Source organism: Cellvibrio sp. PSBB023, from assembly GCF_002007605.1.
In the GTDB taxonomy this organism is placed as follows: Bacteria; Pseudomonadota; Gammaproteobacteria; order Pseudomonadales; family Cellvibrionaceae; genus Cellvibrio.
Genome location: NZ_CP019799.1, coordinates 2,281,381 through 2,301,591, shown reverse-complemented (window position 1 = coordinate 2,301,591; position 20,211 = coordinate 2,281,381). Strand labels below are relative to the sequence as shown.

21 protein-coding genes are annotated in these 20,211 nt (G+C 49.2%); 9 read left to right on the top strand and 12 right to left on the bottom strand.

The window, feature by feature from the left end:
- Positions 1–53 precede the first annotated feature (53 nt).
- Complete coding sequence (locus tag B0D95_RS10175; protein WP_078043804.1) at positions 54–1,820, top strand: GGDEF domain-containing response regulator; 1,767 nt, start codon at positions 54–56, stop codon at positions 1,818–1,820.
- Here B0D95_RS10175 and B0D95_RS10170 read toward each other — a convergent pair.
- The gene (locus B0D95_RS10170; RefSeq protein ID WP_078043803.1) at positions 1,799–2,527 is read right to left on the bottom strand and encodes a Crp/Fnr family transcriptional regulator; all 729 of its coding nucleotides are present in this window, start codon (positions 2,525–2,527) and stop codon (positions 1,799–1,801) included. The two genes, B0D95_RS10175 and B0D95_RS10170, sit on opposite strands and share 22 nt — an antisense overlap.
- 200 nt (positions 2,528–2,727) lie before the next feature.
- Between B0D95_RS10170 and B0D95_RS10165 the strand changes: the two genes are divergently transcribed.
- The 3 genes from B0D95_RS10165 to B0D95_RS10155 all read left to right on the top strand — a co-directional run bounded on the left by B0D95_RS10165 (position 2,728) and on the right by B0D95_RS10155 (position 4,354).
- Positions 2,728–3,294 carry a bacterioferritin gene (locus tag B0D95_RS10165; RefSeq protein ID WP_149867894.1) on the top strand — a complete coding sequence of 189 codons (567 nt, stop codon included), beginning with the start codon at positions 2,728–2,730 and terminating at the stop codon, positions 3,292–3,294.
- 149 nt (positions 3,295–3,443) lie between these two features.
- Positions 3,444–3,869 (top strand): PRC-barrel domain-containing protein, encoded by a 426-nt coding sequence (locus B0D95_RS10160; RefSeq protein ID WP_078043801.1) that lies wholly within the window; start codon positions 3,444–3,446, stop codon positions 3,867–3,869.
- Between the two features lie 119 nt (positions 3,870–3,988).
- On the top strand, positions 3,989–4,354 hold the full coding sequence (locus B0D95_RS10155; protein ID WP_078043800.1) for a BON domain-containing protein: 366 nt from the start codon (positions 3,989–3,991) through the stop codon (positions 4,352–4,354).
- A gap of 64 nt (positions 4,355–4,418) precedes the next feature.
- On the opposite strand, the gene B0D95_RS20990 is transcribed toward B0D95_RS10155, so the two are convergent.
- The 5 genes from B0D95_RS20990 to B0D95_RS10135 form a co-directional block, all read right to left on the bottom strand.
- Positions 4,419–4,541, bottom strand: a complete 123-nt coding sequence (locus tag B0D95_RS20990) for a hypothetical protein (protein ID WP_256386870.1) — start codon at positions 4,539–4,541, stop codon at positions 4,419–4,421.
- Positions 4,542–4,734: 193 nt separating this feature from the next.
- Positions 4,735–4,893 carry a DUF3309 family protein gene (locus B0D95_RS10150; RefSeq protein ID WP_078043799.1) on the bottom strand — a complete coding sequence of 53 codons (159 nt, stop codon included), beginning with the start codon at positions 4,891–4,893 and terminating at the stop codon, positions 4,735–4,737.
- Between the two features lie 18 nt (positions 4,894–4,911).
- A complete protein-coding gene (locus B0D95_RS10145) occupies positions 4,912–5,757 on the bottom strand; it encodes an OmpA family protein (RefSeq protein ID WP_078043798.1) in 846 nt (281 codons plus the stop codon).
- Positions 5,754–6,167, bottom strand: a complete 414-nt coding sequence (locus tag B0D95_RS10140) for a DUF4398 domain-containing protein (RefSeq protein ID WP_078043797.1) — start codon at positions 6,165–6,167, stop codon at positions 5,754–5,756. Before B0D95_RS10140 ends, B0D95_RS10145 begins: the two co-directional genes overlap by 4 nt.
- 60 nt (positions 6,168–6,227) lie before the next feature.
- A complete protein-coding gene (locus B0D95_RS10135) occupies positions 6,228–7,052 on the bottom strand; it encodes a BON domain-containing protein (protein WP_078043796.1) in 825 nt (274 codons plus the stop codon).
- A gap of 236 nt (positions 7,053–7,288) precedes the next feature.
- Here B0D95_RS10135 and B0D95_RS10130 point away from each other — a divergent pair, with 236 nt between their 5' ends.
- From B0D95_RS10130 to B0D95_RS10110, 5 genes are all read left to right on the top strand, one after another.
- Positions 7,289–7,666, top strand: a complete 378-nt coding sequence (locus B0D95_RS10130; RefSeq protein ID WP_078043795.1) for a YqjD family protein — start codon at positions 7,289–7,291, stop codon at positions 7,664–7,666.
- Between the two features lie 35 nt (positions 7,667–7,701).
- Positions 7,702–8,070 (top strand): phage holin family protein, encoded by a 369-nt coding sequence (locus B0D95_RS10125; RefSeq protein WP_168172433.1) that lies wholly within the window; start codon positions 7,702–7,704, stop codon positions 8,068–8,070.
- Entirely contained in the window at positions 8,067–8,354 is a 288-nt protein-coding gene (locus B0D95_RS10120; protein ID WP_078043793.1) for a hypothetical protein, read from the top strand. The genes B0D95_RS10125 and B0D95_RS10120 overlap by 4 nt, the downstream gene beginning before the upstream one ends.
- A gap of 452 nt (positions 8,355–8,806) precedes the next feature.
- Complete coding sequence (locus tag B0D95_RS10115; protein WP_078043792.1) at positions 8,807–11,425, top strand: TonB-dependent receptor; 2,619 nt, start codon at positions 8,807–8,809, stop codon at positions 11,423–11,425.
- 181 nt (positions 11,426–11,606) lie between these two features.
- Positions 11,607–11,954, top strand: a complete 348-nt coding sequence (locus B0D95_RS10110) for a ribonuclease E inhibitor RraB (protein ID WP_078043791.1) — start codon at positions 11,607–11,609, stop codon at positions 11,952–11,954.
- A gap of 40 nt (positions 11,955–11,994) precedes the next feature.
- Here B0D95_RS10110 and B0D95_RS10105 read toward each other — a convergent pair whose 3' ends face one another.
- The 6 genes from B0D95_RS10105 to B0D95_RS10080 form a co-directional block, all read right to left on the bottom strand.
- Positions 11,995–12,534, bottom strand: a complete 540-nt coding sequence (locus B0D95_RS10105) for a hypothetical protein (protein WP_078043790.1) — start codon at positions 12,532–12,534, stop codon at positions 11,995–11,997.
- A 356-nt stretch (positions 12,535–12,890) separates the two neighbouring features.
- The gene (locus B0D95_RS10100) at positions 12,891–15,911 is read right to left on the bottom strand and encodes a TonB-dependent receptor (RefSeq protein ID WP_210403704.1); all 3,021 of its coding nucleotides are present in this window, start codon (positions 15,909–15,911) and stop codon (positions 12,891–12,893) included.
- 105 nt (positions 15,912–16,016) lie between these two features.
- Positions 16,017–17,090 carry a FecR family protein gene (locus B0D95_RS10095; protein ID WP_078043789.1) on the bottom strand — a complete coding sequence of 358 codons (1,074 nt, stop codon included), beginning with the start codon at positions 17,088–17,090 and terminating at the stop codon, positions 16,017–16,019.
- Positions 17,090–17,644 carry an RNA polymerase sigma factor gene (locus tag B0D95_RS10090; protein ID WP_078043788.1) on the bottom strand — a complete coding sequence of 185 codons (555 nt, stop codon included), beginning with the start codon at positions 17,642–17,644 and terminating at the stop codon, positions 17,090–17,092. The genes B0D95_RS10095 and B0D95_RS10090 overlap by 1 nt, the downstream gene beginning before the upstream one ends.
- Positions 17,645–17,912: 268 nt before the next feature.
- Positions 17,913–18,908, bottom strand: a complete 996-nt coding sequence (locus B0D95_RS10085; RefSeq protein ID WP_078043787.1) for an alpha/beta hydrolase — start codon at positions 18,906–18,908, stop codon at positions 17,913–17,915.
- 70 nt (positions 18,909–18,978) lie between these two features.
- Complete coding sequence (locus B0D95_RS10080) at positions 18,979–20,091, bottom strand: pectinesterase family protein (RefSeq protein WP_168172432.1); 1,113 nt, start codon at positions 20,089–20,091, stop codon at positions 18,979–18,981.
- Positions 20,092–20,211 lie beyond the last annotated feature (120 nt).

The following is a 20,211-nucleotide window of genomic DNA, read 5'->3' as shown; positions in this document are numbered from 1 at the left end:
GGTGACGGTAGCCTTGAACGACATTTCCTGTTCCTGCTGGAGTATGCCCGTTCATGACTATGTCGCCGACAACATTATTACTAATTGAAAATGATCCTATTGACGCTACGCAGATACAAGATGCCTTGGTGAATGAGGCTGGTTTGTTTCGGGTGGTGTGGGTGACATCGCTGGCGGCGGCACTGGATTATTTAACCAATAATACTGCCGACATTATTTTGCTGGATCTGGCCCTGCCGGACAGTGCCGGCCTTGATGCTTTTGATAAAATTCTGGCCGAGGTTCCCACCGCCCTGATTTTGGTGCTGAGTTCTGGCGCCGATGAAGCCTTGATGCACGAAACCCTGAAACGCGGCGCACAGGATTATGTTGCCAAAGGCCATATAGATGCACATTGGTTGCCGCGCGCGTTGAATTATATTGTGGAGCGCAAGGTATCACGCCTGGCATTGAGTGAAAGCAATAAACGCTTTCGCGCGATGAGCGATGCATCGCCATTGGGTATTTTTGTGTCCGATGTACAGGGCGATTGTATTTACACCAATACCGCGTATCACCGTATTTCGGGCCTGACTTTGGAGCAAACCCTGGGGACTAATTGGACGGCCGCTATCCACCCGGATGATCGTACTGCTGCTATCAATGAATGGGTAGTCGCCGTAAAAAACCATCAACCTTTTTTAATGGAAGTGCGTTTTTTACGCAGTGACAATAGCATTGTATGGACACGCCTCAATGCCGCCATGATCGACAGTGGTGACACAAAAAATCCGCAGGGTTATATACAAACAGTTGAAGATATCAGTGATCGCAAAGCCATTGAAATTATTTTGCGTGTTTCTGAAGATGAATTGTTTGACCAGCGCGAACGCGCGCAGGTGACCTTAAACTCCATAGGCGATGCGGTGCTTACCACCAACCTCACGGGCAACATTAATTACCTCAATCGTGTTGCCGAAACCATGACCGGGTGGCCAATAAAAGAAGCAATGGGGTTGCCATTGGAAGAGGTTTTTACCGTGATAGATGAGTATAGTCGCCAAGCGCCACCCAATCCGGTGCGGCGTGCATTAAAGGCCAATAAAACGGTGAAGCTACCCACCAATTGTTTGCTGGTGCGACGCGACGGCAGTGAAATTCCCATCGAAGATTCTATCGCTCCCATTCGCGATCGCCACAGTGAGATCAGTGGTGCGGTAATTGTATTTCACGATGTGAGCGACGCCCGTGCCATGGCCAAAAAAATGATGCACATGGCCCAGCACGATGTATTGACCGGGCTTGCCAATCGCACCCTGTTAGCCGAGCGACTGACGCGCGCTCTGGGCTTGGCTAAACGCAAGCAGAAAAAAATCGGGTTGCTGTTTATCGATATCGATAATTTTAAACACATTAATGATAGTCGTGGCCACGCGGTGGGCGACCGGTTGCTACAAATTATTGCGCGGCGCCTGGAAGCCGTAGTGCGCAGTACCGATACGGTTTGTCGGCAAGGTGGCGATGAATTTGTGGTGCTGCTCACCGAAATTGAACACAGCCAGGACGCTGCACAGGTAGCAGAAAAAATGATTTCCACATTTGCAGTTGAGCAACTGGTGAATGAACAGCCGATCAATGTGACACTCAGTATCGGCATCAGTCTTTATCCCAATGATGGAACAGATGTGAATGCATTATTTCAACACGCTGATACAGCAATGTATCGCGCCAAACTGCGCGGGCGAAACAATTTCATGTTTTACAGCAACGCAGTTGATTTACCCGATAGCACTCTGGAGGCGGCTAACCCCCAGCGGCCTCAGGCAAAAACCAACTCATAATCCCGTTTAAGTGCCTGATAGCATTCACAGGCAACCTGTTCCAGACCAAGCCGATCTAAAATAATAATTTCACCACGGCTGTAGTGAATTAAATGGTCATTTTGCAACACTCCTGCAGCTACAGTAATACTGCTGCGCCTCACACCCAGCATATCGGCAAGAAACTCCTGGGTGAGATGGAGCGTATCGCTATGGGTGCGATCATGTGTCATGAGTAGCCAGCGCGCGAGTCGTTGCGCAACTTCATGAAAATGAATACAGGCTGCTGTCTTGGCTAATTGTTCCAGCACTACATACACATAGCGATGCAACTGAGCGCGCAATTCAGCCGATGCACGCAATTCAATGTGCAATTGCACAGCATTAATACGTAAGGCGCGGCCAGAACCTTGTACCAGTGCGCGCATGGGCGCGGACGCAATACCCAATGCAAGGCTTGACCCCATCATCCCTTCATTACCAATTAAACACATTTCCAGTGGCTGGTGATTGTCCAACAGCGTCAAGAGTGAAATAAAACCCGTAAGGGGAAAATAAGCATAGCGAATAATTTCTTGTGGCTCGCAGAGTGTATCGCCAAAAGTGAGTTCAACCGTTTTGCAATGGCTGAGCAATTGCGCGCGTAATGTGGCCGATAACCCGTCAATCAAACGATTGCCACTTAATGCATGGGTGTTATTGGCAGGTGTTTCCAGGGGACATGTCATTTATGGGTTCCGCAGCACAAAAAGGGTCACACACCGGTGCTCTGCAGTGTTGATGCAGTGTGTTCATCAGTGGGCGGCGCGTCCGTTCGTTAGGGCACAGACAGATTGTGTGTGAGGCTATTTGTGCAAATTTATGTACGTTTCCGCACTGACAGGCTGAGTGGCAACTTGCACTCTGGTCGCTCATTAGCGGAGGTATTATGAAAACTATTCACAGCAACAATGAGTCGGAACATCTACGTGATCAAGCCATCATTAATTTGGAACAGGGAGCACTTACACCCGGTTATTCCGCCAATGTGGCGGAGGTTATCTATTATTTGAATGAATCGCTGGCGACGGAGTTGGTGTGCGTATTACGTTACCGCGCCAACTATTTTATGGCGCGCGGTATTCACGCCAAAGGCATAGCGCAGGAATTTTTAATTCACGCCAGTGAAGAACTCCTGCATGTGGATATGCTGGCATCGCGTATCGTGCAGTTAGGGGGCGAACCTGATTTTTCACCCGATGGGTTAAATAATCGCAGCCATGTTGAATACACGGCAGTGATATCGCTAGTAGATATGATCCGCGAAAACTTAATTGCTGAACGTATTGCTATCGATAGCTATCGCGATTTTATTCATTATCTGAAAGAGGATGACCCCACCACCAGCCGCATGCTCAAGGAAATACTGGCCATGGAAGAAGCCCATGCCGATGAGCTTGCAGATTGGTTGGAAGATTTTCCCACCGCCACAGTCAGTGAGTTAGTGATTAATTAAGCCAGCATAGGGCGTTAGCGTACAGACGCTAAAATCGAATAGGTAGACCATTGGTATTCATCGCACAGAAGCTATTCAACCATCTGGATTTTATTTTTTCTGTGTGTATTACCCTGGGAATTTATTCCCATTTTTAAAAGGATCTCATCATGAACTACGAAAGTCGCGATACTTATGGAATGTATAAAAACGCTAATGGCAATGGCCCCGGCCCCAGCTTGATGGGAGCGGATACATTAGTCGGCAATGATGTTTACAACTGCCAGCATGAAGATATTGGTGATATTAAAGAAATTATGCTGGACATGAATAGCGGCAAAGTTTGTTATGCCGTTTTATCGTTCGGCTCATTTTTAGGTATGGGAGAAAAGTTATTTGCGGTGCCCTGGGGCGCATTAAAACTGGATACTGAAAACAAGCGTTTTATATTGGATATCGACAAAGAGCGACTGAAAGACGCACCGGGTTTTGATAAGGATAATTGGCCAGACATGGCTGACAATCGCTGGTCTAATGACATCCACAGCTACTATCGCACCAAATCCTATGAGCAAACACAGCGCAACTTTGAATAGCTGTTTTATGAATAGTTGCTTTATGAATGGTTTAACCATAGCGAATTAAATGTGTAAGGCGTGGTTAAACTATTTGCTAAGGTCTTCAATTCTGAAGGCGTTACAACGAGGTTTATATTATGAAATCCCCACTCCAATCCTATGTCTTTGCAGGGCTGCTAGGCACCATATTAGTGGTGAGTTTTAGTGGCTGTGAAAAATCGCAGGGGGTCGTTGATTCGCAACAGTCAATTGCCGATTCCAGTCAGTCCAGTATCGGTGCTTCCCAGGAAGCATTTGACTTGCAATTAGCGGCCAAGGTAGATGATGCCATTACCGCTGAAGAGTCGCTGGGAGACTATGATATTACGGTACTGGTAACCAATGGTGTTGTTCGCTTAACCGGTGAAATTGAAACCCGTGCGGAACATGACCAAGTGGTAAAAGTTACCCGTGCTGTAGACGGTGTTGATCGTATTAATGATCAATTGCGCATCAAGCAATAACGCGTGACGGTTACACAAACAGGGCGATCAGTATTTTACTGGTCGTCTTTTTTTATGATGGATATTATTGCAGCACATAAACCTTACCCAACACCACCAAGCCAAGGCTGATGACCGACATCAATAGAATCAAGGTCAATACCAGAATAGTGCGCGGGTAGCGGTTAAATAAACTTTGTTTAAACATGGTTAGCTCTACATAGTAATCGTGGTGGAATATTGTGACTGCGGCGGGGTACCTGATTTTTGCTGCCCCAGAACCAAGTTGTGCAGCTATTATTCAATAGCTGCACAAGGGTTGCTAACATGTCTAATCAAGATTAACCCAGCCAAAATTAATCAGATTGGGTTAATCGTTATTGGGTTTTGGTGCTCACTATTTACAAGCGTCCCATCAACACCAGCACTAAGACAATTAACAATACCAGCCCCAAGCCGCCACTCGGGCCATAGCCCCAGGCGCGGCTGTGTGGCCAACTGGGGATGGCGCCAACCAGCATCAGCACAATAATAATTAATAAAATGGTTCCCAAGCTCATAGGTTTTTCTCAACTGAATTATTGGGCGCTAGCCAGTGGGTTAGTGATAATGACTTCTACGCGGCGATTCAGTGCGCGGCCGGAATTGGAGTCATTACCCGCTACGGGATAGCCTTCGCCTTTACCAATAGCACTCAAGCGGTTTGCGGCAACACCTTGCTCTAATAGATAGGTGCGTACTGCATCGGCGCGGCGTTGCGAGAGCGACATATTGCTGGATTCGCTGCCCACACTGTCGGTATGGCCTTCAATCACCAGGGTGCGTTCCGGGTAGGAATTCATAAAATTGGATAGCTTGCCCAGGTTTGCAAATGCATTGCCTTTTAATTGCGCCTTGCCTGTTTCAAACAACATATCACCCAGCGTGACTACCAAACCGCGCTCAGTCGTTTTTGCATTGAGTTCGGCAATTTCACGGCGCAATGCTTCGCTGTCTTCGCGCGCCATTGCGGCAGCATCATTTGCACGATCTGCTTCGCGAGTGCGTGAATCCAAGCGTTCGCTGTCACGTTTTTCGGTTAAGCCCGCGCGTTGGTCTTCCAGTTGACGTGTGCGTGCTTGAGCCCAGGCAACATCCACTTCACGGGTTGCAATAAATACCCGGTGATCGGATAAGACTTTATCTTTGATGGGTTGCTCGGCCGTAGTCACCGCTGCATCGGCAGCGCGAATAGAAACCGACACGCGGCTTGCCAAATCAGGGTCATTTTGTAATTGCATCAAGCGTTCACGGGCAGCGACTGCACCGCTCGGGCTTTGTGGTGCACTTGCGCAGCCTGCCAACACTAATGCGCTGGCCAGTAATGCAATGCTACCGGGTAGACCCAGTGAGAATCGAGGGAGTGAGTGGCGTAATTGTTTCATTGTTGTTCTCCGCTAGTGCGTTGCATTTCTTCTTTAAGGACGTGAATATTTTTTTGCATATCGGTATTCACCGCTTCTGCTTTTGCCAATTCCGCTTTGGCGGATGCGAGTTTGATATCAGCACTGGCTTCCAGTGCTAAACGTTTGGCTCGATCCATCTCTTCATTTTGTATAGCAATACGCGCTTCCGCTAATTTGCTGCGTGCTTCTTGCAATTCCGGCAACGCATGTTGGGCAACACGAGCTTGTTCGGCATCTACCATGGAGCGTTCCGCTTCACTGATTTCTTTGGTCGGTGGTGGGGTGGAAGCACAGGCTGTTAACAATAAAAGGCCTGCTAATAAAGTGATCAGTGAGGTGCCGGGTTTGATCCGGCGCATCAGGTTTTGGCTGTGTATAAACGTTGTCATAAGCTTACCTATTGATTGAGAAAGCATGTTGTAGATCACAACATGCGATTGTTCGGGGGATTAATTTGTGAGTGTTTTTGCTTGTACGCTTTTTACGCCGCGCACGTTTTCAGCCAATTCAATAGCCAGTGCCCGCTCGACACCTGTATCCAGCTTGCCGCTCAAGGTCACTACACCTGCATTGGTGGTGACTTCAATATCCGAGCCGTTTACATTGCTTGAATACAGCAGGGTGGATTTCACTTTGGTGGTAATCCAACTGTCGGAAATGGCTTCACCCATTTCTTTGGTTGATGCTTTTGCCATGCCGGTGAGGCCGGGCGTTTTATTGACTACCAACTTGTTATCCACAGCGCGCACACCATGGGTACTTTTGGCCAAACGGCCTGCGAGGTTTTTTGCTTCTTCGGTATCGGCATTACCTTTCAAGGTCACTTTGCCGTTGAGCGTGTCCACGGTCACAGATTGGCTGTTGGTGTATTTGCTCCACAGCAATTTGGATTTAATGGTGCTGGAAATTGCCAGGTCATCCATTTGATCGCCGTAGTTGCGTTCACTGTTTGTCGGTTTGTAATCCGCGCGCACTTCAATTTTGTTGTCCACGTCTTTAATACCCTTGACGCCTTTTGCAATTGCTGTCGCCAGGTCTTTATTCACGTCTTCTTCTACAGTGCCGGTGAGTGTTGCTTTGCCATCAACCACCGAGACTTTAATGTCGTTAGCGCGCAAATAAGGGCTCAGGGCATAGGTTGTCCAAATTTGACTTTCTTGTCGGGCGTTAGTGATTTCCTGTTGCGGTGTTGCCGCGCTGAGCGAACTGCTTATCGCCATGGCTGCAAATAGGATTGCGAATGAAGAAAATGATTTACGAATAGGGTTGTTCATTGTGTTGCTCCAAAATCCCTAGCGGGACATTTATGGTGTTGCCGTGTTTAAACCGGAGTGTGTAGGGATCATCACTCTGTTGAGCAAAGTAGCATTGGGGTAAAAAAGTATCAGTGCGTTAGCGAACAGACTTCCGGGAGGGGGAGGGCTAGTGTGGTGCTTCGTTCGAACAACCACTGATTTACTCATCAGTGACTGGAGCGACCACTTACTTTTCTTTCTATCAGGAATTATTTATGCAAAATCCACCTACTTCAGGCATTTCTTTTTCAAACAGTCGTGCTGTTGATGGGCAAACTGCTCAAGATGGCAAGGCAGACGCCACTTCCGGCATTGCACGCGAGTTCCATAACTTTGTAGCCGATATAGAAGACTTGCTCAAAGCCACCACCACACTCACCGGCGATGATTTGCAAAAAGCCAAAGCCAAATTAAATGAACGTATTGCGGCCGCTAAAGAGTCAGCCACTGAAATAGGTGAATCTGTGATTAACCGTGCACGCAAAACGGCAGAGCACACCAATGCCTATGTGCATGAGCAACCATGGAGTGCCATTGGTGCCAGTGCTGCTGTTGGTTTGTTGCTTGGTTATTTGCTGGCGCGTCGTCATTAATTAGTAAGGCCTTAGCGTCGGACGGGAGAAATTATTTGGAAATTATCCAGCGTTTGCGCGCGTCGGCGGCAATAGTGCTTATGCAGTTGGAACTGCATGGGCGCCTCGCAGGTATTGAATGGCAGCAGGAAAAAAATCGCTTACAGCAATTACTGATCGCCAGTGTGCTGGGGTTGGTGTTTTTATCCTGCTGCCTTTTTTGTGCCGGGTTGCTGGTGATCACCCTGGGGTGGTCTACAGACTACCGGTTGCATAGCATTGTGGGCGTATTGTTTTTTTACAGCGCTGGCGTTGTGTTGTGTTATCTCCGCTGTAAACACCTGGCGGCATTAGGTGCAACGGCATTTGCTGCTACGCGTGCAGAAATCGCCGCGGATATTGCGTTGATCCGGAGTCAATTATGAATAATCCAGATGTTCAGGCGCTGCAGGAAAATACTTTGCCGCTCTCGGGGATGGATGCGCAGCGCAATGCATTGCGACGGCAATTGGAGCAACAGCGCCAATTGTTGAAACGGCAGTGGTGTCCGGTTGACGATCAAGGAGTGGCGGTTGATCGGGGGCATTTCCCGCGCAGTGCTGCGATGCGGTTTTTGTGCGGTCGCAAGGCAACTACCTTGTTGTCGCAAATTGTGGCCTGGCAGTTTGGGCGCCACTATCCCGGTTTTGCCTTCTGGAAGGATAAATAAGCCAATGCCTGTTGGCTTATGGCGGGGAAAACAAACAGGGCGCGATAAAACGCGCCCCTGATTCATACGACAACCGCAGTTAAAACTCTCTGTGCGCCTGCTCGGCTTGCTTCACCTTCTTGGCTTGTTGCTTCTCTTTCGCCGTTTTAGTTGCGGGTTTTTTGCTCTCTTTCCGTTTATCCTGACCTTTGCTCATGATGGTCTCTCCTGTTGGTGGGTGCGAGTACCGCCCTTTAAGCCTAGGCCTTATCGCCACCAATAGCGAACATTGTTTTCCCTTTTCAGTTGCACCCTTATCGCGCATCCTTATTGCCGATTTTTTCTCCAAAGCACCATTTTCACGCCAGTTTCACCCTTGACACCCGCTACTGTTTCGATCATATTGACGTATAAATATGATATATGATTCATATTTAATAATAAAACTACGAGACGAACACGAGGCTTTAGCAATGAAATACAGAATTCCCGAAACCCATATCTCCAAAGCCAGCCTGCTGCTCGCCTTGGGCTTACTTGGCGGTATCAGCGGCGTACAGGCCCAGACTGCTGACGGCTTGGAAGAGGTTGTTGTTACCGGTATGCGCGCCTCGCTGGAGAAGGCGATTGCCGTTAAGCAACAAAGCACCAAGGTAATGGAAGCCTTGGCCATGGACGATATCAACGCGACACCAGCGGTGACCATTGCCGAGGCACTGGTGCGCCTGCCCGGTATTAACGGTTCCCGCGACCGCGGCAATGAAAGCCAGGCGGCTATTCGCGGCCTTGGCCCGCGCATGGTGTTGGGCACAGTGAATGGCCGCGAAGTTGCCAGCCCTGAACCTGGCCGCGCCATTCGCTACGAGCAATATCCCTCTGAGTTGGTATCAGCCGCGGAAGTCTATAAAACCCAATCTGCGGATTTGGTCGAGGGCGGCATTGCTGGCACTATCAACCTGAAAACAATTTCTCCCCTGTCGCACACTGGTCCAACCGCCACTGTACGTGTGGGTTTGCAACACAATGAAAGCGCGGAAGATATTCCCGGCTATGATCCACTGGGTAATCGCATAAGCGGTGCTTTTGTGCATCAGTTCAGCGATACCTTTGCGGTTGCCATTGGCGCCTCTACCCAAACCCAAAAGAATGCCTACGGCTCTATGCAAGGTTGGGGTTACAGCAACGATGCCTTGGATCTGGATGGCAAGGGCACCATTGGCACCACCCCATGGGGTATAGCCGGTGAAGTGAAAAAACTGGATACCGATCGCGACGGTGTGATGACTACTTTTGAGTGGCAGGCGACTGATGCACTCAACGTGAAATACGATGTGCTCTACACCAAATTTGCGATGGATGAGCAGCAAAACCAAACCTGGGCACAAGACATTGGCACTCCACCCCGGGGCGAAAGCTGGGGCTTGGGTGATGCAAATGGCGATGGCGTTGTCGATAATCCAATGACCAATCTGGTGATGCAGGGTAATCGTGTGGTAGCTGGTACCTTTAATGGTTGGGAAGGCACCATGCGTCATGTTATCTCTGCCTACAATCAGGAAAACAGCGGCATTACCCAAGGCTTGAAATTCAGCCACACCGGGTTTGATAACTGGCAGATTGATGTGGACCTCTCATCATCAACAGCTGAGCGAAAAAATTACTGGAATGCGATCTATCTGGATCAATACGCTGAGACCTGGAGTTTTGATACACGCGGTACGCCATCTATTACGGCACCTGCAGGCTCGCCCTTGTTAACCCCAGAAAAAGCATCCTACAACTGGATTGGCAATGTTAACGAAGGCTCAACTCTGGAAGATGACCTGAAGAGTGCGCAGTTTGATATCAAGCGTGACTTGGATGCTGGCCATCTGCGCGCTGTAAGTTTTGGTGCACGCACTGCAGACCGTGAAAAAGAAGTGATCTGGACTGATTTCACCATGGAGCGCAGTGTAGATAACGGCACGGCTGTCGTATTCCCGGAAGGTTTCCTCAGCTCTTACACGCTTGGCGCGTTTGACACTATTCCTTTCCTGAATGCACCGTCCTACGCACAAACCGCAGACATTATTTATGGCGGCATTGCCTACAACACCGCAGATGTCGATGAAGAGCGCTATTGGAAGGTGGATGAGCGTAACGATGCGGCATATGTGAAATTGGATTTTGAAGGCCAAATCGGCAGCTTGGACTACAACGCCAACATTGGTGTACGCCAGGTTGAAATTAATACCAAGAGTTACTCACTGGATGGTCAATACATTGAAAATGACTATTCCAAAGCCTTGCCCAGCGCTAACCTGAATCTGGATTTGGACGATACGCGCAAGTTGCGTATTGGTATAGCTCAGGCAATTTCCCGTCCGCCTTTGGATGAGTTGCGTGCAGGCCAATACATCAGTGCCATTGATAATGGTTCATCAGGTGGTGCCGGTAACCCGTTGCTGGATCCATTCACCTCTGATCAAGTCGATGTGTCTTACGAGTGGTACTTTGCACCAGAATCTCTTGCGGCACTGAGCCTGTACTACAAAGATATCGACAACTATATCGGTAACGCCGTAGTTGGCACTTTCCAAAACGAGAATGGTGTCGACTTTGATATTTATGGTCCGGTAAATGGCAATGGTGGTTATGTGCGCGGTTTGGAAGTTACCTTCCAAATGCCATTTGAATTCCTGCCGGTTGAAGGTTTTGGTATTTACTCCAACTACGCCTTTGCAGAATCCAATATCGAAGAGTTTGCCCCGTCAGACAACCCGCTGCCTATGGCCGGTTTGGCAAGAGACACGGCAACCTTGGACTTGTGGTATAGCAACTACGGGATCGATGCGCGTTTGGGTTGGAAATACCACTCGGCGTACACCAGTGCATTCACTTGGGATAGCTATGACCTGACTACACTGGATGCTGAATTGGGTGTTGGCTTCAGTCTCGCCTATGAAATTAACGAAAACTACAACGTACGCTTCCAGGTCTTCAATCTGACCAACGAACCGCTGCGTTTAACGCAAAACAACGAATCTGTGAACCTGAAGCGTTTCGACGATTACGGTCGTAGTTATCTGATCGACTTCACCTGGAAGCTCTAAGCTCCACTTGAAACCTATGTAATGCCCTTTCTTTGGCGGCTACTTCGGTAGCCGCTTTTTTTTGCGTTTACATAAGCTATAAGAAGCTAATGAACGATGGCGATAAAAACCAATATATAGTGCTAAGAACAATCGCAGTTTATGATTTGCAAACCTAACATTATGTAATCAGGGAGAATCCATGAGTAAAGTGATAGCCGCGTTGCTTGATACTTCATACCAAGATACACAGTTATTAATAAGTAATGATGAGAAGGGAGATAACTTTTCCGAGTTTAGAGCGGTTGATTTTACTCTCTATGCAAAAACCAGGGAGAAAGGCGAGTTGGCTGCTGGCTTTATCAATGATAATAATTACGGTAAAGCAACCTATGAAGACGTTGAAAATAATCATCGCATAAAGGTTGTCATCAATATGCCCACAACACAGAATATTCTCTGCTCTGTGTCCGGCTTAATGACGTGTCTCGCTGCGCTATATGACCTGCAGTACGATGGTTGGGGTTGTGTTCTACAAACAAACGAATAGCATCACTGTGATGAAAAGCCCAGTGAATTATGTGGGCACATCAGATAACCCGTGCGCGACGTATCAGTGCTTTGGCGATGGGGATGGTTAGATTGATATCAACACCCTCAACCATCGTCAGGGTGATCCAATAAGTGGTGCGTTGGTCTTTTAACAGGAAATACACTTGTTGGTGGGATTGTTCGGCTGTTGTGTAGTGGTAAACGTGGAACCAGACCTTGTCGTTAGTGCGGGTAACAAAATGCCCGCGCTGGTTCAGGGTAAATTCTCCGTCGGTGCTGCGCTTGCGGATTTCGCTCTCAAGGCGCTTCCATAAAACGCTGTTTTTCTCCCAGGTTTTTACTTTGTTGGCGGCGATAAAATAACCCGGTTCGCCGCTGATGACACCGGCAATGACGGGGCTACTGATCTGGTCTTGCGGGGGGATTACATCCAGTGCCAGTGAACTGGGCAAGGTAATTTCCAGACCGGGCGCCAAATGCACGGTGGTCGCCTGCGTCGCGCTGGCGAAAAGCAGCAGTGCAGCCTGACTGACTACCGCCAGATAAAACCTCAGTTTGTTCAAGATGTCGGTAACCATATGGTTGCCATCACCAACGACATATCCAGGAAAACGTAAACATTGGCTCACTTATTGTTAAGGCAAAGAAATTTATTGTTGTAACTTGCCGATGCCATTGTGCAGTTGCTGTACGACGCTATGGCTCATGTGCATAGGGTTCTGCATTGACTGCTATTTTATTGTGACGCCTATGGTAACAGATCAATCAGGATTCATCCCTAAGATCCAGTGTAGTTGTTTTTGGCGCAAAAAAAAGGAGGTCTGGCGACCTCCCGGCTATAACGATAAGCCTCAATGGTATTGATGGGAAAACAGCATAAGTGTTTCAGAACCTGAAACGGTCGTTCACGTCGGCAGTCCTTTGCCTAACGTTTTTAGAGGGAGTAACGAACCCCTACAAAAAGTTGTCTACCGGTGTGGTTGATCTCACGGGTTAAATCCATGGTGCCATCGCCTGTACCGTAAATACGTTCCACTTCATCGGTCAGGTTGATCACTTCAAAGGTTAATGTCAGGTTGTCACTCACGTTATAGAAGGATGAAAAGTCGATGTGCGTTGGGCCGTATTTCATTTCTGCAACATGGCCATTACCACCGGGAATACTGAGCAAATAATCATCGCGGTTGTTGGCGGATACGCGCAGGCCATAATTGTCTTGCTCGTAAAACACGGTCATGTTGTAAGAGTTTTCCGACAAACCTGTCATGTCACCGGCGGAAACGTGAGTGAAGTTGGTCACTACACCCAGGTTAGATAAAAAGCCCGGCAAGAAACTCAGGGTTTGTTGATAAATCAGTTCATAACCTTTTACATCAAACCCTTCGTTGTCGTTCACTGGAATATAGTGGGTGTAAGGCACGGTACGCGGGTCGGCATTGTAGGCTTCATCGTATTGCGGGTCGGCCAGAATGGCGGCGTGATATTCCGGATCAATCAGTTTTTCAACAATGTCAGTCTTCAGTGAGGTGGTGACATTTTTGTAAAAATAATTCACCGCGAGCAGTGCTTCCTCAGCAAAATACCACTCGGCACTCAGGTCGATATCGTTTGATTCAAACGGATTCAAACCAGGGTTACCAAGGTTGCTCACGGTGCGTGTGGTATAACCAAAGTTAGGCCCAGCGATATTCAATGAACCCAAATCCGGACGTGTCATGGTTTTGCCGTAGGAGAGGCGAGTCACTACATCTTCTGTGACATCCAATGAGAAATTCATCGATGGCAAGAAGTTTTTATAGTCGCGTTTCACTTCAACCGGGCTGCCATTAATCCAGGCTTGTGAAGTTACATCGGTATTTACTGCACGCACACCAAAGTTGGTTTTCAGCAGCATGCTGCCAACATCCACATTGCTGTTCAGTTCGATAAAGGCAGCGAGTGTTTCTTCGCCGACTATCCAGGCTGCTGCAGGGTTATCGGTGTAATCTTTGGCGATGCGATTGTCACGGTAAATTGCATCAAAGTCAGCAACGAGGAAGGGAACCAGATTGCCATCCAGCCCTTTGCCAAAATTGGAAACGGGCAAGTCTTTGGTGTAACCCACAGCAGAAAATGCAGCCGGATAATTACCATTGCCTTCACGCGATTCCACTTTGCGATCGTTGTAGGCAATACCGGTTTCGATAGAGTAGCGATCCTGGGTAAAGGTTAAATCGATCTTGGATGTCAGGTTGTCTTTTTTGACATAGTTGGAGCGATTGTTAGCGGTAGTAACTTGATAATTTTCCGGATCATAATAATCGTAGCCTTCACCCCAGGATACTTCGGGAATATCCAGGTTGTCGGAGAAATCAAACGAGTATTGGTGCGAGTCAGAAATATAATAGAAACGCACTTCTTCGCGGTCAGCTTCGTTGGTAGCTTTACCGACCATGGCGTTCAGGGTTAATGCATCGCTAAGGGTAAATTCACCAGAGAGAACGAATTGATCGAAGGTTGAATCAGAGGTTTGATCGCGGCTTTCAATCCAGGATTCCACATCATCATAGGTGCCCGCGAGGATGCGTTTGCCATCGGGTGCTACGGTAATTTCCAGCGGTGTAATTTCATTGTGAGTTAAAAACCACTCCATGGAGTTGTAGTTAACACGGTTGTTTGACAGCTCGGAGTGCAATATATCCAGTGTGATTTCAGCATTATCAGTTGGACGATATTGCAACGAGGTGGTTACACCCAAACGCTCCTGATCATTACCAAAATAATCAGCGCGCGGTAAGCGCGGTGCCCACAAGCAGTTAATCGGCGCGACTGCACTGCCATTCAATGCACAATTGTCTTCTGCAATATCACCATTCACTACGGGTGTAGCAGTGGTCGGGTAAATATTGTTGGTGGCAACCGGTGTTGTCCAGCGCACAGTGCCAAATCCTTCCTGACGCACGGTGCGTTCAGAGTAGGCAACAGAGAGTAATGCACCAAATTTATCATCGGCAAAAGTATCGCTCACCATAAAGGCGAGGCGCGGGTCATTTTTTTCGCTCAGATCGTTGTAGCCATTTTGCAGTGAGGTTGCAAATTTAAAACCGTCAAAATCAAAAGGCTTGGCAGAATATAAATCGACAGTACCGGCAATACCACCTTCTTCCATGGAAGCCGTGGTGGTTTTTTGGATATCAACGCGATTAAATAATTCAGAAGCAAATACGTGGAAATCGAACGCGCGGCTGGCGTTAATGGTGACACCACCTGAGTCCAAACCATCACTACCGGCAGGAACTTCCATGCCGTTGAGCGTGGTGCGGGTAAAGGATGGGCTGAAACCGCGCAGGGTGATGTTGCGCCCTTCGCCGCCTTCGCGGGAGATGGCTACACCGGGAATACGTTGAATGGATTCGGCAATATTCAAATCGGGAAATTTACCGATATCTTCTGCCATGATGGATTCTTTACCATTCACAGCATTGCGTTTTTCATCCATGCTTTTCATTAACGAGCCGCGATAGCCGGTAACAACCAGCTCTTCAATGTCTTTGGCTTGAGAGTCTTGCGCTAATGAATGTGCAGTGGCGAGTGAAGATATGGCGAGTACAACGGCGGTTGATAATTTATTTTTGTGCAGCATGGAATGCTTCCCCTCTAAATCGTTATCAGTTCGTATAAAGAGCTGGCCATTGTTGTTGACGGATAAGTGCAGCCCCGACCCTTCTAGCAGGGTGATTGCTGCATCTATTACCGAATAAGTTCCCACAAGTTCGCGCGTTGTCACTGAAACGACCTTATCGTAGGGAACGATAATGGTCAGGTTGGATTGTTGCGCAAATTCCGTGAGAGCAATGTCAGCTCTATTTTCGGAGATGTTGAATGGAATCAATTGTGCAAGTTCACTGCGCTCTGCGTGTGCGTGATAAGCACATGCAGTTAAGGATGCAATCAGTGCAAAAGAAACCTTGTTCAATTCAACTTCTCCAACGCGGTTGTGTGCCGCTATACAAAAGACGATTTAGCTTTTTTTTTCCTCCATACCGATCAAATAAATTTTGATTAATGGATTAATAACACATTACTGTTGTAATGAAAGTTCAATCACTCCGTCGGTTGAACGCATGCTGGCGATGTTGAAATTTTCTTTCAATGCCAACAGCAAACCATCTACATCGCCGGCTTTATACAAACCGGCAATGCGCACGTCGCTAATGCGCGGGTCTACTACTTTAAAATTCTCCGGTGTGTAACGGCTCAATTGATCCAAGGCGTCCTGTAATGTCTCGCCGCGAAATACCAGGTTGCCATCGCGCCAGGAAAGGCGATCGTGAATAACGGTTGCGCCAATGGTTTCCACTGCAACAGCCTGGCTCTCGCGCACACTCAGCTTTTCTCCGCGACCCAATTCCTGGAATTCTTGCACCCTATCGGCTTTCGTTGGCGATTCGATGGATGAGTCTGCCATATCGGCGAGTGCTTTTACTTTCACGCGCCCTTCGGTGACTATCACATCAAAGTTAGCTTCATCTTTCAGGTAGACGTTAAACGCAGTACCTACAGCTTCTACTACTTTGTCGCCAACTTGTACGCGTAAAGGGCGCTGTTTGTCATGCGCCACTTCTACCAGCAGTTCACCTTTCTTAAGGATCAATAAACGCTGGTGCTCGCTGTAAGTGACCGACACCTGGGTGTTGGTGTTAAGCAGCATGCGTGTGCCGTCGGGCAGGTTTACGGTGGAGTGCGCACCAATGCCGGTTTCATAAAGTGTGTTGGAGGTTCCGCTGCTGGCTTGCAGCGGCGAGGGTGCCGGAGTAGGGGCTTGCACCAGGGTGGCTGGCACCAGCAATTTCACGGCAAGCACCACGAGTAATACCGAGGCGGCAACGGCCCAACCGGTGCGACCAAAGGTGCGGCGCACAGGCGCTTGCGCAACTGGTGGGTCAAACAGTTCGGAAAGCACTGACAAACTATCCATGCGATCCCACAGGTGCGCCATTTCCAGCAGACAATCTTTGTGTTTGGGGCTGAGCGACAACCAGTGACGCAGTGCTTCCGTTTCTTCATCCGACAAGCCGCGATCCAGTCGCGCAATCCACAGGCTGGCGTCGTCGTAGATTTGGCTTTCCGTCTGGAATTGATAAATATTGCTCATCACTTTATCTCCCGGTGCTTGCTGGAGCCCGGACCTTCGTTGGTACTGGCTGGAGCCTGCTGCATAAACTGGCGACAGCGGCTCAAGCCCATGGCGATATGCTTTTCAACCGTGTTTTCACTGATGTTCAAATTCTCGGCAATCTCTTTTTGTGAATAGCCATAAACTTTTTTCAGTACAAAGGCTTTGCGACATTGCAGCGGCAAATGACGTACCGCTTCGCAAAAGTGTTCAAACTCCTGGGTGGCCGACACCTGGTTATAGACTTGATCAAAATCGTCCACAAGGTTGTCCAGGTTCAGGCTCTCGTCCTCCATGCTCACGTTGGAGCGAGTTTCGGCGCGCTTGAGGTGATCAAGCGCGAGATTCCGGGCGGTGCGATACAAAAACGAGCGCGGGTGCAGGATCTGCTCGGTTTTCACCGCGCAGATGCGCACATAGGTTTCCTGCACAATGTCCTCGATTTCTTTCGGGGGCACCAAGCGTGAAACAGCCCGCATCAACCCGTTTCGGATCGACAGGTAAACGCTCTCCAGGTTCTCTTTATTCGTCATAGTTATTTTTGCGCCTATTATTGTGTCCAAGACCCCCCGGCGGCTTGAGTCAAGGGGTTTTGTACCTTGACGACTGGCGCAAGAAAATCCGCCAGTCGCCTGAAAAGAATAGCACCGACAGTGAACCTGCCGTCAGACTTTTAAGGGAGGAAATCATGTCGCAGGGTGATAGGAAGAGGGTATCGCAGAGGGTAATGGACGGGCTGAGAGGATGGCGGTGAGCTTGCCGCTGCCAGCCATCAGGCAGCGCAGCGGCAGGAAACCGAGCTTAGCGTTTGAATTGCTCGTCCAAAAAGGCAACTACAACGGCGGCGGCAGGTTTGATCCAGGGCTCATAGAGCCAGAAGGTATGGGGCGTGTCGGGCAGGGTAACGACTTTGGAGGGAATGCCATACACATTCATCTTGCCGATCATTTCATCGCGCCCTACGTGAAAACGCTCCTGGGTGCTGTTCAGGAACAAAATGGGCGGGCTGCTTTCTCCCACATAATAAGTGGGCGATGCGTCGTGCCATAAATCGCGTTTTTCGGCGTAATTACCGCCAAACCAGGAGCCTGCGGAAGAAACGCCCTTACCGGGCGGATCTTCGTGTTTGCGCGCTTCGGCAGAGGTGAAATCAGACAAGCCATCAATATTCAGGATCAACTGCGCATCGCTTGAGACGGTGCTGTGTTTGGCTTGTGGATCAAAACGCAGCAGTCCATTGGTCATGCCGGTCAGGCTGGCAATTTGACCGCCTGCCGATGAGCCGCCCACCGCAATGCGTGTGGGGTCTACGCCATAGTCAGCTGCATGGCTGCGCAGCCAGCGAATCGCCGCTTTCACGTCATAGACTGCGGCCGGATATTGCGCCTCCGGTGCCAATCGGTAGGTGATGGTAGCGGCCACATAACCCGCCTTGGCCAATTCAATCGCCATGGGGGTCAAGTGAGTGCGAAAGCCGGAGCGCCAGCCGCCGCAGTGCACCAGAATTACGCCTGGTACAGGGCTGCTGTTGGGGTTGTCTGCCAGTGTTTTTGGCAGGTACAAATCCAGTTGCAGTTCACGGGTGCCGTAGCGAACGTAGGTGATGTTCTTATGCTCAATCACTTCGGCAGGCACTGCCGTGCTGGCAATCCCCTGAATAGACGGGAAGCTTTTTACATCCTGTGCGTAACGGTTTTCCACCGTGTAAGTATTTTCATGGGGTTGTGGTGACAGCGATGAGCAGGCGCTAAGGCCGCCTATCATCAGCAGAGTAAAAATCCGGGTGATCAAGTTCATAGCGTGACTCATTCCAATGTACGGGCATGGGTGAAATATAACGGGCGGGCGCCAAACCCGCCATTCACCATTAGCGTGGTGGCTGCCACCCTGCGAATATTGTTTCCAGTGCATAGTCGGCGACTTGAGCATCGGTCAGCTGCGGGCGTTGTGCATTAATCGCAGCGCCAGGGCCAGTGCTGTTGTATTCAAAGAAGCGCGATTCTTCCGGCGTAAATATCCGGCTCTTGGTGCCATCGGGCGCTGTGCCCGGCATGCTCGACCAGCCCTGCGTATTGATGTGACTGTCCATAAAGGTGCGAATAAACACTGCCTTACCTATAGCGTCCGGGTCGGCGTAGCGACCATCGGGAAAGGTGGTCGTAGGGTGCCATGGACGCCCCAGGGTAATACTCTGGTCAGGTACACCTTCTTCGCGTGTCAGTTTGCAATCCAAAAAAGTCAGGCCGTATTCGCGGGCGATATTGGTGGAAGGCGCAGTGATAAAACTGTGAATTTCACCTTCGGCAAAGGTGCTGTTGCGCGGGCGGCTTACAATCGTTGAGCGATCAAACACCGCGTTGCCCTGGCCAAAAATAAAATCCACATTGCCGCTAATAGTGCTCTCATAAAAATAGGCGCGATTGCCGTGTACAAACAAGGTATCCTGATAACCGTTCAAGGTAACGCGGCTCAAGCTGATTTTGTCACTGCGCGTATCCAACAACAGCGCAACCGCCTGACTGTCTCCCGCCTTGGTGGGATCATCCGCTGCTTTAATATCATTGGCTAAAAAATCATAGGTATTTTCGATCGTCAGGTCGGCAATATGCACATCCACCGTATCAATCGACACCGTCGCCGAACCGGGTGTGCCCCAGCCGTCCGCGCGATAACCCCGTGAGTTCCCGGCATAAGCATCAAAATAAATCAGCGTATTCGCCGCGCCTTCGCCGCGTATCTCCAGGTTGCCGCGAGTAATGTTCAGTTTCTCGTTATAGCGCCCCGCCTTGATCAAAATGCGATAGCGCGCTTTTTCATCGCTGGGAGCGGCATCCAGTGCGGCTTGAACTGTAGCAAAGGCGTTGGCGGAGTCTCCGCCGACCAGAGCGTCATACGATTGGGTTTCTTTATCAAGCGCCTTGTGCTCAGCACTGCAAGCATTCAAACCTGCTATGGCTAACAATAGTATTATCCGAGTCATTATTCGCATTGGTGCGCGCGCTCCGTATTATTCTGTAGGGATTCAAAGCCATGGCTCACGCCGCGCTTAAGGGTATGAGTCATGGCGGCTGACCTTTGGACGACTGGCAAAAAAAAATCC